Below are 19,085 nucleotides of genomic sequence, written 5' to 3' on the forward strand. Positions count from 1 at the left end.
GTTTACCTTTAATTGTTATATTGCGGAACTAAAATTCAACGAGCTTACTTAAACATATGGATATGAAAAATGTCTCAAACCTAAAATTTTTAATTGCACTGACGCTTTGCGCTAGTATTGTTAGCTGTAAACGCAACTCTAATTCAGGCAATGTAGATAGTGCAACTGGATGGAAAATCAACGACAAAAATGGTGGTTTTCAGTACAATACCAGTTTTAAAGAACAAGAAACACCTCCTGGAACAGCGTTTATAGAAGGTGGAACTTTTACAATGGGTAAGGTACAAGATGACCCAATGCACGATTGGAACAATACACCAAATCAGCAACATATTCAGTCCTTTTATATGGACGAAGCAGAGGTTACTAACGTAAACTACCTGTACTACCTTCACTATTTAAAGAGTGTATATCCTCCAGACGATCCAAATTATGCGCTTATATATAAAGGAGCACTTCCGGATACTTTGGTTTGGAGAAATCGTTTAGGTTACAATGAAATGATGACAGAAAACTACTTACGTCATCCTGGTTATGCAAATTACCCAGTTGTAGGAGTAAGTTGGATTCAAGCTGTTGAATATGCTAATTGGAGATCTAACCGTGTAGCTGAAATGTCGTTACAAGATGCTGGTTACATTAAAAGAGATGCTCATTTAACAGACTTAAATGCAGAAAGCACTTTTGATGTAGATACATATATTAACGCACCAACTGAAACATATGGTGGTAATTCTGAAGTTTTAGAAGGTGGTAAAAGAAGACAACAAACTGATGCTGACGGAAATCCAATTAACGTTTACGCAAATAGAGAAACTGGATTAATTCCTGTAAAATACAGACTCCCAACTGAAGCAGAGTGGGAATATGCAGCTTTAGGAATGAGTGAGTTAAGAAGCTATAACGTTTATAGAGGACGTAAAAAATATCCTTGGGATGGACAATATACAAGATCTGGTAAGCGAGTAAATCGTGGTGATCAGTTAGCAAACTTTAAGCAAGGTAAAGGTGATTACGGTGGAATTGCAGGATGGTCTGATGATGGTGCTGACATTACTGCCGAAGTAAAATCTTACCAACCAAACGACTACGGTCTTTATGACATGGCTGGTAACGTTGCTGAGTGGGTAGCTGACGTTTATCGTCCTATTGTAGATGATGAATTTAATGACTTTAACTACTACAGAGGTAACGTATATACTAAGAATGCCTTAAATGAAGATGGTACTGTAAAGATTGTTACTGCAGATGAGATAGTATACGATACATTAAGTAACGGTAAAATCATAGCTCGTAATCTTCCAGGTGAAATTGCAAAAATCCCAGTTGATGACGAAGATACTTATCTAAGAACTCAGTTTGACAAGAGTGACAACAGAAACTTTAGAGATGGTGACAAGCGTTCTTCGCGTTACTACAGAGAAAGTTTTGACGAAGGTGATGATAGAATTGATGCTACTGGCAAGATGTATAACTCACCTAAACATAGAGTTGAAGTAGATTCTGCTGGTGGTAAGTTAATTAGAGAATACGATAAATCTAATAACAGAACGTCATTAATTAACGATGAAGTAAGAGTTTATAAAGGTGGTTCTTGGAGAGACAGAGCATACTGGATAGATCCTGCTCAACGTCGTTACTTCCCACAAGATATGGCTACAGACTATATAGGGTTTAGATGTGCAGTTTCTAGAGTAGGTTCAAAATCTGTAAAATCTCAAAAGAAGCGTAACTAATAAGACGTTAAATAATATTAAAAAAGTCCTGATAAAATATCAGGACTTTTTTATTTTTAGGCTTATGGAAATAGCATCTATTTATAAAAGGTTTGAAGCCTGTACTAATGTCTCTACCGACACAAGAAAAATTAACAAGGACGATATGTACTTTGCCCTAAAAGGCGATAATTTTGATGGTAATAAATTTGTAAAGCAAGCATTTGACAACGGAGCAAAATATTGTGTCGTTGACGATAAAACCGCAGTAATAAATGATCATTGTTTATTAGTAAATGATGTGCTGACTACACTTCAGAATTTAGCTACTTACCATCGCAAAGAAATTAAGGTCCCAATAATTTCTCTAACAGGAAGTAATGGTAAAACCACCACAAAAGAACTTATTAAAGCTGTGCTTTCAACAACATACAAGGTAAATGCAACCAAAGGTAATCTTAACAACCATATTGGTGTACCGCTTACATTATTGTCCTTTACCAAAGATTTAGATTTTGGTATTGTTGAAATGGGTGCCAACCATCAAAAAGAAATAGAATTTCTTTGCAGTATTGCCGAGCCCGATTTTGGATTAATCACAAATTTTGGAAAAGCCCACCTTGAAGGTTTTGGCGGTGTGGAAGGTGTAATAAAAGGCAAGTCTGAATTGTATGATTTTATAAAAACAAATAAAAAAATCGCATTCATAAGCGCAGACGATCCAAAACAGTTGAAACAAATTAGTGGTTATCGGAACATTGTGAGTTTTGGTAAAGATCAAAAAAACGACTGTACTGTTGAGTTTAAAAGTGCTGACCCATTTGTAATCTTAAACTACAAAAATATTGAAATTGAAAGTCAACTGATAGGAGACTATAATTATGGTAACATCGCAGTAGCAGTTGCCATTGGCCAATATTTTAAAGTAAAACCTGATGTTATTAAAAAAGCCATTGAAGGGTACCAACCTAATAATAATCGCTCAGAGATAATTGAAAAAGGTTCTATGAAAATTATTTTAGACGCCTATAATGCCAACCCAACGAGCATGTTGGCTGCACTTAAAAATCTAAAGCAGCTCAACGCAGAACTCAAGTATCTTTTTCTTGGTGACATGTTTGAGCTTGGCGATGAAGCTGAAATGGAACATCAGGCAATAACCAATTTTGCGGAAGATAGTTTTGATGAAAATATTATTCTAATAGGTGAGAATTTTTACAAAACAACCACCAAATCAAAGACTAAAAAATATAAAACTTTTGAAGACTTAAAGCCTTATCTAAAAAATCTAGACATAGAAAACGCTACAATTTTAATTAAAGGATCTAGAGGAATGGCTTTAGAACGAATTTTAGAATTTCTATAAAAATAAAAATCCAAACTTATGTTTGGATTTAATTTTTAAAGTGGGTCATACTGGATTCGAACCAGTGACTTCTACCCTGTCAAGGTAACACTCTGAACCAACTGAGTTAATGACCCTTATACGAACAAAAAAAGTTCACATTTCTGTGAACTTTTGTGGGCGCGAAGGGATTCGAACCCCTGACCCCTTGGGTGTAAACCAAGTGCTCTGAACCAACTGAGCTACGCGCCCTAATTATTAGGACTGCAAAGATAGACTAGTTTTTAATATCTCAAAATATTTTTTAGAAAATTTTTCTTTATTCCACAATCCAAAAAAATGAAAAACATTTTTCTACTTAATTAATTTAACTACTTTTAAAACTGATAAGATTTTAGACTTGAAATACACCTCTTTAACAGACCTTCTTGACCTCAACTTAGACCAAATCTCTGAGCTTAATGCCAATAGTATTATTAGGCTCCAAAAACAACTGAAGGCTAAAGCAATGTTAGAGGATAATAACAACCTTGGTGAAATAACTAAAATTATAGATGATCTTAAAAGTGATAGTCTAAGAGCATGCTATATTTTTGTTGAAAAGCATGCTTGGCTTAAACATTTAATTTCAGGAAATTTTGAAGACATAAAGTTAAAAGACATTGAGGTTGATGAGTCTTCCATACAAGACTTAGAAACGCTTAAATATTTTCTCAACGACTATTTAAAAGAGAACTTAATTGTATTTATAAGTAATGCATTAAGCAAAGGTAAATACGAGCATATACAGAAGGTACTTCAACATAACTATCTATTTACTGAAGCTATCAATCAATTAGTTATCAACTTCTTCAAAGCAAGGCTAAATTACGCGATTGCATATCTTCAAGAAGGTAAACTAAGCGAAAAACAATTTCCTGTGGCTTTTATTAGCAACAAAATATTTATAAAAAGTTTAAATGCTTATCCAGATGCTTTTAATGAAGAAATACAGGATTTAAACTCTGAGGTTATTGACATCTATAACCGTTTAAGGAGAAATACTAGTAGAGATAACTTTAGGTTTTGTGCTAAGGTGATGGTTGCTTTTGCAGACTTAGATACCTCAAAAGCCTTTTTAAAAGAAACTTTAGAATCTAACGCAGAGATAGCAAAAGAATATGCATATTCATCTAATCGTGAAAAAGAAAAATCTGGATCTGGCCCAAATAGCTGGAGTGTTATTTTTGTTGTTTTTATAGTTATAAGGCTTATTTTTTGGATAGGTAAGAGTGTTTCTAACGATTCTCGTCCTGATTATAACCCAATAAATTTTGATAGTTACGACTTTAATTCTTCAGGTATTAAAGACCATCGTCTAAAAAGTATCGATAGTATCATTAAAGAAATGCAAAAGGGAAATGCAGGTGAAGACGATTTAAAAGATGTTCTTAGTGGAAATTCTATATCGTCTACTAAAGACACTTCAGACGATGAGATTGAAGAAACTGTAATTGAATCTACAGAAGACATTGAGGAGACTGTTATTGAATCTGCAGAGTTAATAGACGAAGAACCTCTTTCTAAAGCAGATAAAAGAAAGTTAGTGAGTCATATTCGTTTTTTATATTCATTAAAATATAAGTATTATAAAAAACCTAAAGACAATGCTATATTTTCATCATTGTACCCTAACACAAATCCTTACCCTAAAACATTTAACCTTATGCCAGGAAAATCAAGGGTCAGCAGCATTGACAACATTACATTAATAAGTAATAAAAGTAATGAAGATCTTGTTGTTTTTAGATTAAAAAGTGGAGTTGACCAATCTGTTTATATACCCAGAGACACTGACAAATATGTTTATCTAAGAGAAAGAGATTGCCTTGCGTTTTATACAGGAACAGATTTTATAAAGTCTAAATTCTCTCATTTTAAAAATGATGGAAGACTTTCAGAATTATATAAAATAAAAAAACTCGAAAGAGGAAATAGTACAATAATTGTTTATCCACCAAAGAAAGGCAATACTGATACGTCAAAAAAAAGAGTACAACATAATGCTTATGACACAGATAATTTAAGCTTCTATGATCTAAGTATGAAGCCTCTATATATTGATGAACTTTATAAACAATATTATAATAACTACTACAACAAAAATTAATTTAAACCTGTTTTACTATCATCATTAAAGTCTTTGCGTTTTTGTCTATCACTTTCAGGTACCAATGCCGAAAGTCCGTAAACTACATGACGTATTACCTTATAATCTTTTTGTTCTAAAGCTTTATCACCTTGCTCGAATAATCTTTCGGCTTTGCGCTTATTAATAAAATTATCATAAAATTTTAATCCTAAATAATAGGATATAAAATTCTCATCACTAGATTGTATAATAGCATTATATAGCTCCTCTAGCTCCTTAATTTTTGAGCGAATCAGGTATTTATCTAAAGAGTTGATAACCTCTTTTTCGTTTTGTATAATACGTTGATACTTAGTTTTAAAACGTTCGTTTTCATCTTGATTAAGATGATATTCTAAATCTGCTTTAATGTCATTATACTCTTCTATTTCTTTTGCTACTAGTTCATTTCTAGTTAAATCATCAAACTCTTGTATAAGCTTTCGCTTCTTATCATCGAGTTGAAATTTAGTGTCAGAAATATCATCGTCTTGCAACATTGAAGCTTCAATCTGAATCTCTATAAGACCTACTCTTATAGACTCAAGTTTATTAGAATATTCAAAATTTTCAAGAGAATTTGCTGTTTTAATTACTGCTTCAACATCACCTAAAACTGTATTAATCTCTGTGTTGATTTTATTAATACTTATAGAGCGTTCAGACTCACTAAACACATTCTCAAATTCTTGATCGCATGACTGCAAATAGACATTAATCTTTAATTCTCTAGATTCTGATATTTCTAACTCAATCTCAATATCAGTTCCTTTTATTAAATCATCTTCTAAATCCTCACCAAAAATTTCGATATAGCCGATACTTAAACCAGAGCTTGGCAAACCATTAGATTTACCTTCAATGACGTTGATAGTAAGGTTTGATTTCGATTTTTTTAATATCGTTTTAGAAGCTGTCTTGTATATTTTTTTCTTTAATGGCAGTATACTTCCCTTAGCAAATATGCGCTCTAACCGAGTGGCAGAAGCATCTAAATCATCAACTTCCATACAAATATCATTTGGTAAAGGCTGCCCATTTACACTATAACTACCATGATTAATAGAAAGCGGATCGATGGTTTTTAAAACTTCTAAATCTGTATTAAGTAACTGTACTTTAAACAGATTCAGCCTCCCTTCTAGAAGTGGTACAAATTCTGAAAATGAATTATTCTTTAGAGCTTTTACACCAGAATCGTAACCTCCATCTTTTCTAATTATTCTAAAATTAGCAATATCTACACCTGAAAATTTTGCTGTAATTAACTCTTCAGAATCTCTGGTATTCTGTTCATAAAAGAACTTATAATCTATTATTGATTCCTCTTGAGTTTTTTCCTCTTCAACATTCTCTTCTTCTTTTAACTCGCTAGGTTTAGAGCCTGCATAATAGGCTGCACCTTCTACAACAGCAGAAGTTGGGTCTATTGAAGCGTTAACTTCAACACCAATTGCATTTGCAATAGACTTCTTTATTAAAGGTATATACGTGGTTCCTCCAATTAAGATTACGCGTTTTATATCTGAATTTAGTAGCTGGTTATCTTTTATAATATCTTTAATAATAGTGACCGTATTCTCTACATTTGAAAGAATTAAATTCTCAAACATTTCGCGTTTAATGATCAAATGATCGTATAAATCTTCGCTATTAATTGTTATATCAAGCTCTATTTCTGTCTCTTCAAAATTTGACAACTCTTTTTTTGCTTCTTCGGCCTTCTTCAATAATTCGAAATAAAGTCCTTTATGAGCTGAAGATTTTGATTTTAATGATTTCCATAAATCCGACTGTCCGGTTTTTTCCTCAATAAAAGGCACTATTAAATTCTTGACTATTAAGTTGTCAAAATCGGCACCACCCAAATAATTATCGCCTTGATGGTCTATAACCTTTAGTTCTCTCTCATCGACTTCAACCAAAGCCACATCAAACGTTCCTCCACCAAAATCATAAACAATCCAATATTCTTTTTCTTTTACTGCGATGTTTGATGTATTGGCAAATGCTAAACAAGCAGCTATTGGCTCTTGTAGCAAAACCACTTCTTTAAATCCTGCCAAATAACCTGCTTTTTTGGTAGCATTAGATTGAATGGTATCAAAGGCTGCAGGTATGGTAATTACCACACTATTTGCAGTTTCATCATCTGGTAAAAAGTTTTTTAGCTCTTTTAAAACCAATGATGAAAGTTCTATAGGCTGCTTTTCTTGATCTAAAGAAGGTACATGATAAGTATCTTGCGTGCCCATTTTTCTTTTAAAAAGCATGCAAACATTCTCTGCATCTTTTTCTAAATAATCTAAGGCCTTATCTCCAATTACTATTCTGTTACCTCTAAAAGCTATGCAAGATGGCAACGTTTGTTTTAAACCAAGAGGGTTATTGTATATCTTAATTTTACCGTTATCATATTTAGCAATTAAGCTATTTGTTGTTCCTAAATCTATAGCAAAATTTATAGTCTTCATTAATCTTATTCTACAATTACAATTCCTTTTTGTACAAGCTTAGTTTCATTATCATCTATTTGGTAAATGATGGGTTTTAAAACTTTAGTGATTTTAGAATTTTTATTTAAATCCCCTGAAATACTTGCTTCAACATCTGTCATTTCGTTTCTATAAGGCTTTCCTATCGGATTAATGACATGGTAGTTTAGATTTTCAAATTCTGAAGCAATACGATCAAAGTTTCTGGTATAATCGTTACTCCCTGTTTTGATAAGTTTAGATTCTAATGCAAATATTTGGTTGATAATTTCTATCATCGATTAAAAAATTTGATTTTGAAATATACATATTTTTAGACTCTAAAGAACCTCTGCCACAACAAAAGTACTTCCACCTACGTAAATTAAATCATCATTTGTAGCCACATACTTAGCATGACTGAATGCTTTACCTACACTTGGATAAGCATTTCCGTACAGACCGTTTTTAGCAAATGTCTGTTTTAAAATTTCGGCATCTAATCCACGTTGTACATTTGGTTTACAGAAATAGTAAGTTGCTGTTTTTGGTAATAATGGCAGTATGGCTTCTAAGTCTTTATCGCTTACAACACCAAAAACAATATGTAAATTATTATAAGTTTCCGATTGTAATTGCTTCATAGTATAACTTAAGCCTTCTTTGTTGTGCGCTGTATCGCAAATTACTTTTGGGTTCTTTTGTAATACTTGCCATCGTCCTTGTAAACCAGAATTTTTGACAACGTTTAATAATCCATTTTTTAAGTTTGAATTTGAAATATTATAACCCAATTGTGTTAGGACTTTAACTGACTGAATGACGGTTTTGATATTATGGCTTTGGTACGACCCTTTTAAGTCACTTTCAAAAATTTCTTTAACTAATTGATCTGCAAAATATATTTCAGAATTTGTAGACTTAGCCTTTACTTTAAAAACTGCTTGAGTTTCAGGCTGTGTTTCACCAATTACAACCGGAATATTTTGCTTAATAATTCCTGCTTTTTCACCTGCAATTTTTTCGAGTGTATCACCTAAAAACTGCATATGGTCAAAACCAATATTGGTAATTACAGAAAGTTCTGGGGTAATAATATTTGTCGAGTCTAAACGACCACCTAAACCTACTTCTATAACAGCTATATCAACTTTTTGCTTCGAAAAATAATCGAAAGCCATACCAACAGTCATTTCAAAAAAAGATAAGTTGTTAGATTCTAAAAAAGCTTTGTTCCGCTTTATAAAACCAATGACAAATTGTTTTGAAACAACCTTTCCGTTAATCCTTATGCGTTCTCTAAAATCTTTTAAATGTGGTGATGTATAAAGTCCAACCTTGTAACCTGCTTCCTGAAGTATAGAAGCCAACATGTGGCTTGTAGAGCCTTTTCCGTTAGTACCGCCAACATGAATAGATTTGAATTTTTTTTCGGGATGATTAAGGTGTGCTGAAAGTTTTAGTGTGTTAGATAAATCCTTTTTAAAAGCAGATTTCCCCTTGTTTTGATACATTGGCAGTTGTTGAAACATCCAATTGACTGTATCGGTATAGTTCATTTGCTATTGACCTATATCGAAATTAATACTTACAAATCCCACTTGAATAGTTGGCGCATCAGAATCTGCTGGCCATTTATGACTGAGTGCTATTTTCTTAGCTGGTTCTAATAAGCAAGGATGCGTATTGGTTGTTCCTCTAATTCCAGGAGTAGCCTTAACAACTTTTCCTTGTCGGTTTACTTCTATCTTTACAACAACCAAACCATATTCATTACAATCTTGCTTATAAATCTCTCTTGATGGTCTACCTCTTCCACCAAGACCATAACCTACACCACCTTTTCCTGGTCCTGAACCACCAAAATAACTTGGTGCATATGGATCACCATCTAACTGTCCTTTATTACCTCCTTTGTTATCTGGCCCTTCACCTCCATCGTCATTTCCGCTTGAGTTTTTTACACCACCAATTAGGTTATCTAATTTCTTTCTTTTTTCTTCTTCCTCTTGCTTTTTGCGTTCTTCAGCCTCACGCTTTTCTCGTGCAATACGATCTGCTTTTGCTTTTGCTTTTGCCTCAGCCTCCTTTTGCTTTTTAATAGCGATGGCTTCTGCGTCTTCCTGAGTCATTACATCCTCAGTCTTTTGAATAGCTTCAGTAGGTTCAGATACTGATGGCTCTGGCTGAGATTCTTCAACTACTTTTTCTTCTACTGCTTCTCTTGGTTGTGATAATGGTTTGTTTCCACTCCCAAAATCTGTGGTTCCAAAATTAACAGCAACACCATATTCTTCTGGTGGATCCATATACATCAAACCAAATCGAAATAAAAGAAATAAAACCACCAATGTTAAAATCGTAGTTAGTCCCCTAGATCTATTCTTAGGAGATAATCCTTTAACGTTCCATACTATCAAAAAAAGTACGAATACTGCCAAAAAGATTCTAACACTTACGCTAAACATACTATTCTGTTTTATTAATATTCATTTTCAAAACTCAGTTTCAAAAACGATGCCGTTTTAATTTGGCTGCACTGCCAAAATCACTTTAAATTTATTTCTATTAGCTATGTCCATAACCTTAACAACATTCTCAACAGGTACAGACTTCTCGGCACGCAACACAATTGTTGGTTGCTCTTGAGTTGAGAGCGCTTTCACCAATTCATTTTCTAAAACACTTTCACCAACACGCTTCTGATCTATGTAATAGGTTAAATCTTTTTTGATACTTACTGCTGTCGATTTTTTATTTTCGGTTTTACCGCTGGCTTTTGGTAAAATAATATCTATTGCATTAGTAGTTACCAAGGTTGAAGCAATCATAAAAAAGATCAATAACAAGAATACAATATCGGTCATTGATGCCATATTGAATTCTGGTGTTACTTTATTTCGTCCTCTAATATTCATAAATTAGATAGGTTCGTTTAAGTGATCTAAAAACTCTACAGAGTTGGCTTCCATCTGGTAAACAACCTTATTTGTTTTTACAACTATGTGGTTATAGGCAACATAAGCTATAATACCCACTATAAGTCCGCCAACAGTAGTTGTCATTGCAGTATAAAGTCCGCTGGCTAAAACATCCATTTGTATTGTTCCGCCAGCATTAGCTAGTTCAAAAATAGAAAGTATCATACCAACTACAGTTCCTAAGAAACCAATCATTGGAGCCACACCAGAGATCGTTGCAAGTACACTTACATTCTTTTCTAAGCTATAAATCTCTAATCTACCAGCGTTTTCAATTGCAGTATTAATATCTTCTAATGGTTTACCGATGCGAGTAATGCCCTTGGCAATCAATCTTGATACCGGTGAATTTTGTTGTGCACATAACATCTGAGCAGAATCTATTTTACCATTGCTTACATGATCTTTAATCTGATTCATAAAATTAGAATCTACTTTAGAAGCTGCCTTGATAGCAAAAATTCTTTCAAAATAAATATAGGTTGCTACAATAAGAAGTAGGAATAGGATAAGAATTATTACCATTCCTGAAGTTCCACCACTAGTGATCAACTCGATAATGGAAAGTGTTTTTTCTACTTGCTCTCCTTCTGCTAATACTTCTGCACCATCTTGAATATTACTTAGTAATATCATATAAAAAGTTTTAAGTTTAAAAGTTTCTGTAAGTTATAACGTTTAGTTTTTAACTTAAGTATGTTAGAAAATTGCTCTGGTAACCATGAAAGCAATTGCTCCAGCTATAAATCCTAAAAGTGCCAACCAAGCTATTTTCTTTAAGTACCAGAAAAAATCTATTTTTTCCATACCCATTGCAACTACACCTGCAGCAGAACCAATAATTAACATGCTACCACCTGTTCCTGCTGAATATGCTATAAAGTGCCATAATTCGTTATCCATTGGCTCAGAAAACATTCCTAAACTTGCTGCTACTAGAGGCACATTGTCAATTACCGCAGAACCGACACCTAGTAGTAGCACTACTAAATCTGAAACGCCTTCTCCGTGTAACTCAGTACCCATCATTGGCATAGACGTCTGTAATGAATTTGCGAAACCGAATAAAATACCTAAAGATTCTAATGCTGCTACAGCCATTAAAATACCTAAAAAGAATAGTATACTTGGTAATTCAATTTTTGATAACGAATAATGTACAGGGCTGTGACTAGCATGTGCCTCATGCTCTCCATGTTCAGCAGCAGAAATTGCAAATTTTGAATTACTATAAACCTCCGCAAAAATAGCAACTACACCAAGAGATAACATCATACCTACATAAGGTGGTAAATGTGTTATTACTTTAAAAATTGGGACAAATATAATGGCGCCTAACCCTAAAAATAACATGGTAGAACTAAATTTGCTTTTAGGTTTGTCATCCGCTTTTTGTAATTCTACTGTTCCCTTAAATGCTGGTAATAATGAAGCAATAAAAGTTGGTACTGCCATACAAATCACTGAAGGAATAAATAAGTATGAGAATAACTTTCCTGTAGACACTTTATCTCCTATCCAAAGCATTGTCGTTGTAACATCACCAATTGGTGACCATGCTCCCCCTGCATTTGCCGCAATAATGATTAAACCAGCAAACCATATTCTTACATCTCTATCTTTAACAATTTTTTGAAGTATAGATATTAAAACAATAGTTGCTGTAAGGTTATCTATTATTGCTGAAAGAATGAAAGCTAATATTGAAAACATCCATAGTAACTTTTTTCTACTATTAAATTTTACTGCTGATTTAATAGTTGAAAAACCATCAAAATAATCTATTATCTCTACAATGGTCATAGCACCAAGTAAGAAAACTAATATTTCAGCAGTCTTACCTAAATGATGCAAAAGGGTTTCTTCCATTAGGTGCATTTTTTCTTCATGAGGCAACAACCCAAAATTTTCCATGAGGTTGTGCTTAGCAGAATCAAACCATTGTGTGAAATCATCTATACCTAATGATATTAATGCCCAACTTATAGCCATCATTACCAAAGCTGGAATAAGCTTATCTATTTTAATATTATGTTCGAGAGTAATGGCTAAGTAACCAAATACAAATACGAGAATTATTACGGTTTCCATAAATTAAGGGATCTATTTTTTTAAATTAATTGTCTTAGTGCAATCTCAAATGCAGTTTCGCTTATGCCAACAGTTGATGGATTGTTGTTTTTAACTTCTTTTAGAGCCTTTTTTATGACATCTGATGTGTCATTAAAAATTGCTTCATCTGTCATCTGCACTTTACGTTCCATAAAATAAGCAAAAACTCTTGCCATTCCGCAATTGGAAATAAAATCTGGTATTAAACTTACCTTTTGATCTGTATGTTCCATTATGGGTCCAAAGAAAATTTCTTTATCTGCAAAAGGCACGTTTGCACCACAGGTAATAACTTCTAGACCAGTAGCAATCATCTGATCGATTTGATTTTTAGTGACTAATCGAGATGCAGCACAAGGCGCAAATACTTCGGTCTCTAAAGACCATATTTTTTCGTTTATTTCGTCAAATGGAATAAGATTATCCGCTACTAATGTATTTCCGTTTTTATTAAGATATAAATCAGTAATTTCTTTAAAAGAAAATCCTTCAGGTCTAATTAAACCTCCCACGCGATCTATAATACCAACGACTTTAGCACCCATTTGGGCAAAATAAAATGCTGCAGCTGCACCAACATTGCCAAAACCTTGCACAACAACACGTTTTCCTTTTATTGAGCTTTCGTTTAACTCATAAAAATGTTTTGCCGCAACAGCTACTCCAAAACCAGTAATCATGTCTGCCACAGTATATTTTCTAGATACATCTGGTGAATATTCTGGGTTTTCAATAACCTTTATTACACCTTGCCTTAACTGACCGATTCTATTAATCTTATCAGCTTGCGTAGGTTTAAAATGACCTTCAAAAACACCTTCCTGAGGATGCCAAACACCACTTTCTTCAGTAATAGGAATCACTTCATGTATTTCATCAACATTGAGATCTCCTCCTGTTCCGTAGTAACTTTTTAACAATGGTGAAACTGCTGCATACCAACGTTCTAGCACACCTTTTTTTCTAGGGTCTTGAGGATCGAAATTAATACCAGATTTAGCACCACCAATTGCAGGACCAGACACAGTAAACTTCACTTCCATTGTTTTTGCCAATGAAAGTACTTCATTCATATCTAAGCCTTTACGCATTCTGGTTCCGCCTCCGGCAGCACCACCTCTTAAAGAATTTATAACTGTCCAACCTTCTGCCTCGGTCTCTGGATCGTTCCAATGGAACACTATTTCTGGGGATTTATCTTCGTATGTTTGAAGTAATTGCTTTATCAATTTCGATGATTTAGTTAATGGTAACAAATATAAAAAACTCCAATGCCTAAAAAGTGAATTAAATATTAATTTTAAGCCTTTGGAATTAAAATTTTTCCTGAAGAATGATCTTTGGTTGCACCTGTAACACTTTTAAGACAATTAACTTCATTTCTATCTCTAAGAATGCCCAATAAACCGAATACTAGAGCCTCCTTAAATTCTATTATTTGATTATCAGGAATTATGATCTTAGACTGGGTTTTTAATTTAAGCTGTTCTATTAAAAAATCATTGTAAGCTCCTCCGCCAGTAATTAATGTTTTCGACACTTTATCTTTTAAAACTTTAGCTATCTGTGTTGCAATATGTTCTGTAAAAGTTCTTAATATATCTTCGGTTTTAAGTTCAAATCTATCTATAGTTGGAAAGATGTGCGTTTTAACCCATTCTAAACCTAGTGATTTTGGTGCAGATTGTTTATAAAATTCAAGTTGATTTAATTGGTCTAATAAACCTTTATGTACTGTTCCTTTCGAAGCTATCTTTCCTCTGTCATCATACTCTAAATTAATTCTAGAAGCATAATGATTAATTACAATATTAACTGGGCAAATATCGAAAGCAATACGTCTTTTATTTTTTTCAAACGAAACATTGGCAAACCCACCTAAATTCAAACAATAATCATAGTCATAAAAAAGTAACCTATCGCCTATTGGTACTAATGGAGCGCCTTGCCCACCATACTTAACATCTTGCACTCTAAAATCGCAAATTAGTTTTCTATTAAGCATATCTGCTAAAATCTGTTGATTACCTATTTGATAGGTTAGCCCTTTATCTGGTTGATGCAATGCTGTATGTCCATGGGAAGATACAAAGTCTATTTCACTGAGATTGTGCTTAGTTATGAAACATTTTATCGCGTTAGCCAAATACTCAGAATAGGCAAAATCTAATTCCTTTAATTCTTCAAGAGAATTGTCTACAAGATTGCTGAGGATAGTCTTCCATTCGGTTGAATATTTTAGAGTTTCCGCATGATAAATTTTAAAGCTCCAATCCTCATGAAAATTAAAACTTGCATAGATAACATCTATACCATCCAAAGACGTTCCAGACATTACTGCAACAACTTTATATTCAGTTTTTATCATATTAGTAAAAATAATATTACTTATTGAAAATACAGCAAGAAAGCGTTATCTTTGCATGAATTTTTTAACAAATCAATAATTAATTTACTATATGGATTTTAGCTTAACTGAAGAACATTTAATGATTCGTGATGCGGCCAGAGATTTTGCTCAAACAGAATTACTTCCTGGTGTTATTGAACGTGATAATACACAAACTTTTCCGGACGAATTAGTTCGTAAAATGGGCGAATTAGGGTTTATGGGCATTATGGTAGACCCAAAGTATGGTGGTAGCGGTATGGATACAATTTCGTACGTGCTTATTATGGAGGAGCTTTCTAAAATTGATGCGTCTGCTTCTGTAATGGTTTCTGTAAATAATTCGTTGGTTTGTTATGGTCTTGAGGCTTATGGTACTGAAGAACAAAAACAAAAGTATTTAACAAAATTAGCTACTGGTGAGCAGATTGGTGCATTTTGCTTAAGTGAACCTGAGGCTGGTAGTGATGCAACATCACAAACAACAACTGCAATTGATAAAGGTGACCATTATGTAATTAATGGAACAAAAAATTGGATTACTAATGGAGGTAGATCTGATGTTTATTTAGTAATTGCACAAACAGACAGAGAAAAAGGACACAGAGGAATCAATGCTTTTATAGTTGAAAAAGGTATGGAAGGTTTTGATATTGGTCCTAAAGAAGATAAATTAGGCATTAGAGGAAGTGATACACACACACTTCAATTTAACGATGTTAAAGTACCAAAAGAAAACAGAATTGGTGAAGACGGATTTGGTTTTAAATTCGCAATGAAAACACTTTCAGGTGGACGTATTGGTATTGCTGCACAAGCTTTAGGTATTGCTTCTGGTGCTTACGAGCTTGCTTTAAAATATAGTAAAGAGCGTAAAGCTTTTGGTACTGAAATTTGCAACCATCAAGCTATTGCTTTTAAACTTGCAGACATGTATACTGAAGTTGAAGCTGCACGTATGTTAGTAATGAAAGCGGCTTGGGATAAAGACCAAGGTAACAATTATGACATGGCAAGTGCTATGGCAAAATTATACGCCAGTAAAGTTGCAATGGAACAAACAGTTGAAGCCGTACAAATACACGGTGGAAATGGTTTTGTGAAAGAATACCACGTAGAACGCTTAATGCGTGATGCAAAAATCACTCAAATTTATGAAGGCACTTCTGAAATCCAAAAAATTGTAATTTCTAGAGGTGTTATAAAAGGGTAACATCTCAATTTTAAAAATTGAAAAGGCTTCGCATGTAATATTGAAGCCTTTTTTTATGAATTTAATTCGTCTAAAACCAACCTGATTTCACCATAACTATATTTATCATCTAGTTGATGTTTTAAATCTGAAAGTGTATCAAATGTATGTTTTGGTATCAATTTTTTTAATTCTTGATAATGCGCGTTAGGAATTAAGTCGGAAATTTTAATTTCACCAGATTTAATAAATTTAGCCAAATGACCAAAGATTGTATTTTCATTTAATTCTCTAAGGTGAGCTATTTCTTCTATAGTTTTACCGTCTTTAAAAAGTGCTAAAGATTCTTTTTGTGTATCACCTTTTTTACGTTTAGGCTTTTTTTCTTCTACAAATTCAAATTGACTATCATCTGAAACATTAATATCATTGTCCTCACAGTAATCTTTGATCACCGATAGAATATCGTTTCCATACTTTTCAACTCGCACTTTACCAAAACCATTAACTTGTAACAGTTCCTTTTTGGTCGTTGGTAAAGTCTCACACATTTGGTATAGTGCTTTTTGGGTGAATATTTGATAGTGAATTAAATCGTGTTCTTGCGCTAGTGTGTTTCTTAAGGCTCTTAACAGTTCAAATAACTCGATATTTGTTGTACCATCAATCACTGTTTTTCTTAACTTTTTAGGTTTGTCTTTAGTTAAAAAAACCGATTTTGCTCTTAATCCTAAAAACTTGTTGACTTCAAAACCTTCTTTTAACTCAAAAAAATAGAGTTTTTTAGTCACTATAAGTTCTTCAATAGTATCTAATTGTTTACTAATATCTTTATCTAAAGCTTTGTTATCTGTGCTAAAACTAAAGTTTTGATAAGCATCGATAATCTTACTTTTAGTTTCTTCAGTGAAATAAGTAATAGCTTTTTTAAAACGTTCTTGTATTACTTTATCATTTTCTGGCAACATATCTTGGGCTAATTCTTTTAGTTGAATTTTAAATGAATTAGCTACTTTCAGTAAGTTTGTAGCACAATCCTTTATACTGGTTAAAGGTTGTTCTAGGTTACCTTCAATACTACCTCTGTTTTTATAATAGATATCTAAAATTCTATTAACAGGATATATAAATTGAAAAAAATCAAAAACTTCTGAAATTAATTGAAGCTGAAATGTAGATTTTGATTGTTCTAATTCTGAATCATCTGGTTGGTTTTCTTCTGCTTGTTTGGTAAAATTAAGAACATTGGTATCACTTATAATATGTCTTGAATCAATCTTACTCTTTAAGACTAAACCTTCTAAAGATTTACATCTACTCAAGGCTACGTAAGTTTGTCCATGGGCAAAAGCACCTTCTGCATCAATTACAGCTTTTTCAAAGGTTAAGCCTTGACTTTTATGGATAGTAATTGACCAAGCTAAGCGCAAAGGCATCTGCCTATAGCTACCAATCTTTTCTTCGGTTATAGCGTCTGTTATTTTGTCAACATTATAGGTAATGTTTTCCCAAGTCTCAGGTTTTGTGATAATATTAAAATCGTCATCAGGACATTTAACAACAACTTCGTCTTTATCTAAATGAATAACTTTCCCTATTTTACCATTAAAATAACGTTTTTCTGGTGAACTATCGTTTTTAATAAACATCACTTGTGCACCTAGTTTCAATACTAATTTATCCTCATTAGGAAAAGAATGTTCAGGATATTTACCTTCTACTTTAGCTGAATAGCTTACTTTTTTTGTTGAAAGTTTATCTAATTCTGAATTATTAACTTGATCTGCTTTACTATTATGAGTCGTTAAAAATATATAGCCTTCATTTTCAGGAGGTGAAAAATTTGGATCAAAACGTTTATTAAGTTCTTCTATTGAATTTTGAGATAGTCTATTAGATCTTATTTCATTTAAAATCTCGATAAATTTGGGATTGTCTTGCCTATAAATATATTTTAACTCAACAGTTATTGGGTTACAATATTGATAAGCATGACTACTGAAGAAATAAGGATTGTTATAAAATGGTTTTAGCAATTCCCATTCATTATCTCTTACAACTGGTGATAATTGTTGCAAATCACCAATCATAAGAACTTGGACACCACCAAAAACTTGATTTCTATCTTTATATCGTCTCAGAATTTTATCAATAGCATCTAATAAATCAGCTCTAACCATACTAATCTCATCAATAACTAATAAGTCTAACGATTTAATAATATTGATTTTGGTTTTACTGAACTTATTTTTGAATCCATTTCCACTTGAACGCGTATCATCAGGTAGTATTGGCCCAAAAGGCAATTGAAAAAATGAATGAATAGTTACACCTTTAGCATTAATTGCAGCTACACCTGTAGGAGCAACAATAACCATTCTTTTAAGTGAATTTAATTTTAACTTATGAAGAAAAGTTGTCTTTCCTGTACCAGCTTTACCTGTTAAAAAAATATTTCGACTGCTTTTATTTACGAAATCCCAAGCTAACTGTAACTCTTTGTTATTATTCATTAGTGGCAAAATTAAGAATATAATAAAGAAAAGGAATCAAAAAAGATATTAGCTATGAAAATATCTAAAAAACAAAAGACCCTTACTGTAACAGTAAGGGTCTTCAAAAAAGGCGGCGACCTACTCTTCCACAAGTGCAGTACCATCGGCGCAAACGGGCTTAACTTCTCTGTTCGGAAAGGTAAGAGGTGAGC

At 32.9% G+C, this 19,085-nt stretch carries 14 protein-coding genes, 2 tRNA genes and 1 rRNA gene; 4 read left to right on the plus strand and 13 right to left on the minus strand.

Translation table 11 applies throughout. From position 1 onward, the window contains the following. Window positions 1-56 precede the first annotated feature (56 nt). Window positions 57-1,736 carry a gliding motility lipoprotein GldJ gene (gene gldJ / locus FC091_RS14035; RefSeq protein ID WP_138434889.1) on the plus strand — a complete coding sequence of 560 codons (1,680 nt, stop codon included), beginning with the start codon at window positions 57-59 and terminating at the stop codon, window positions 1,734-1,736. A gap of 64 nt (window positions 1,737-1,800) precedes the next feature. Further along, complete coding sequence (locus FC091_RS14040; RefSeq protein ID WP_138434890.1) at window positions 1,801-3,081, plus strand: UDP-N-acetylmuramoyl-tripeptide--D-alanyl-D-alanine ligase; 1,281 nt, start codon at window positions 1,801-1,803, stop codon at window positions 3,079-3,081. Between the two features lie 41 nt (window positions 3,082-3,122). Here FC091_RS14040 and FC091_RS14045 read toward each other — a convergent pair. Together FC091_RS14045 and FC091_RS14050 are read right to left on the minus strand one after the other, a co-directional pair. Continuing rightward, a tRNA-Val gene (locus tag FC091_RS14045) sits at window positions 3,123-3,197 on the minus strand. Between the two features lie 40 nt (window positions 3,198-3,237). Further along, window positions 3,238-3,312, minus strand: a tRNA-Val gene (locus tag FC091_RS14050). A gap of 148 nt (window positions 3,313-3,460) precedes the next feature. On the opposite strand from FC091_RS14050, the gene FC091_RS14055 reads away from it, so the two are divergent. After that, window positions 3,461-5,209 carry a hypothetical protein gene (locus FC091_RS14055; RefSeq protein WP_138434891.1) on the plus strand — a complete coding sequence of 583 codons (1,749 nt, stop codon included), beginning with the start codon at window positions 3,461-3,463 and terminating at the stop codon, window positions 5,207-5,209. On the opposite strand, the gene FC091_RS14060 is transcribed toward FC091_RS14055, so the two are convergent. The 9 genes from FC091_RS14060 to FC091_RS14100 form a co-directional block, all read right to left on the minus strand. Next, complete coding sequence (locus tag FC091_RS14060) at window positions 5,206-7,704, minus strand: Hsp70 family protein (protein ID WP_138434892.1); 2,499 nt, start codon at window positions 7,702-7,704, stop codon at window positions 5,206-5,208. The two genes, FC091_RS14055 and FC091_RS14060, sit on opposite strands and share 4 nt — an antisense overlap. Window positions 7,705-7,709: 5 nt before the next feature. Then, the gene (locus FC091_RS14065; RefSeq protein ID WP_138434893.1) at window positions 7,710-8,003 is read right to left on the minus strand and encodes a hypothetical protein; all 294 of its coding nucleotides are present in this window, start codon (window positions 8,001-8,003) and stop codon (window positions 7,710-7,712) included. 42 nt (window positions 8,004-8,045) lie between these two features. Continuing rightward, entirely contained in the window at window positions 8,046-9,263 is a 1,218-nt protein-coding gene (locus tag FC091_RS14070; protein ID WP_138434894.1) for a bifunctional folylpolyglutamate synthase/dihydrofolate synthase, read from the minus strand. Window positions 9,264-9,266: 3 nt separating this feature from the next. After that, window positions 9,267-10,172, minus strand: a complete 906-nt coding sequence (locus tag FC091_RS14075) for an energy transducer TonB (protein ID WP_246035949.1) — start codon at window positions 10,170-10,172, stop codon at window positions 9,267-9,269. A 57-nt stretch (window positions 10,173-10,229) separates the two neighbouring features. Then, window positions 10,230-10,622: an ExbD/TolR family protein gene (locus FC091_RS14080; protein ID WP_076620209.1), complete on the minus strand. Its 393-nt coding sequence runs from the start codon at window positions 10,620-10,622 to the stop codon at window positions 10,230-10,232. Between the two features lie 3 nt (window positions 10,623-10,625). Next, a complete protein-coding gene (locus FC091_RS14085) occupies window positions 10,626-11,321 on the minus strand; it encodes a MotA/TolQ/ExbB proton channel family protein (protein ID WP_076620208.1) in 696 nt (231 codons plus the stop codon). Window positions 11,322-11,384: 63 nt separating this feature from the next. Then, the gene (gene nhaD / locus FC091_RS14090; protein WP_138434895.1) at window positions 11,385-12,776 is read right to left on the minus strand and encodes a sodium:proton antiporter NhaD; all 1,392 of its coding nucleotides are present in this window, start codon (window positions 12,774-12,776) and stop codon (window positions 11,385-11,387) included. Window positions 12,777-12,796: 20 nt separating this feature from the next. Then, the gene (locus tag FC091_RS14095; protein ID WP_138434902.1) at window positions 12,797-14,023 is read right to left on the minus strand and encodes a Glu/Leu/Phe/Val dehydrogenase dimerization domain-containing protein; all 1,227 of its coding nucleotides are present in this window, start codon (window positions 14,021-14,023) and stop codon (window positions 12,797-12,799) included. Between the two features lie 74 nt (window positions 14,024-14,097). Further along, a complete protein-coding gene (locus FC091_RS14100; protein ID WP_138434896.1) occupies window positions 14,098-15,165 on the minus strand; it encodes an anhydro-N-acetylmuramic acid kinase in 1,068 nt (355 codons plus the stop codon). A gap of 91 nt (window positions 15,166-15,256) precedes the next feature. Between FC091_RS14100 and FC091_RS14105 the strand changes: the two genes are divergently transcribed. Continuing rightward, window positions 15,257-16,399, plus strand: coding sequence for an acyl-CoA dehydrogenase (locus tag FC091_RS14105; protein WP_138434897.1), 1,143 nt, complete (start codon window positions 15,257-15,259; stop codon window positions 16,397-16,399). Between the two features lie 53 nt (window positions 16,400-16,452). On the opposite strand, the gene FC091_RS14110 is transcribed toward FC091_RS14105, so the two are convergent. Further along, a complete protein-coding gene (locus tag FC091_RS14110; protein ID WP_138434898.1) occupies window positions 16,453-18,891 on the minus strand; it encodes a helix-turn-helix domain-containing protein in 2,439 nt (812 codons plus the stop codon). 107 nt (window positions 18,892-18,998) lie between these two features. Beyond that, a 5S ribosomal RNA gene (rrf, locus tag FC091_RS15410) occupies window positions 18,999-19,085 on the minus strand; the annotation flags it as partial.

Origin of the sequence: Winogradskyella algicola, from assembly GCF_005869935.1 — a bacterium.
GTDB classification, from domain to species: domain Bacteria; phylum Bacteroidota; class Bacteroidia; order Flavobacteriales; family Flavobacteriaceae; genus Winogradskyella; species Winogradskyella algicola.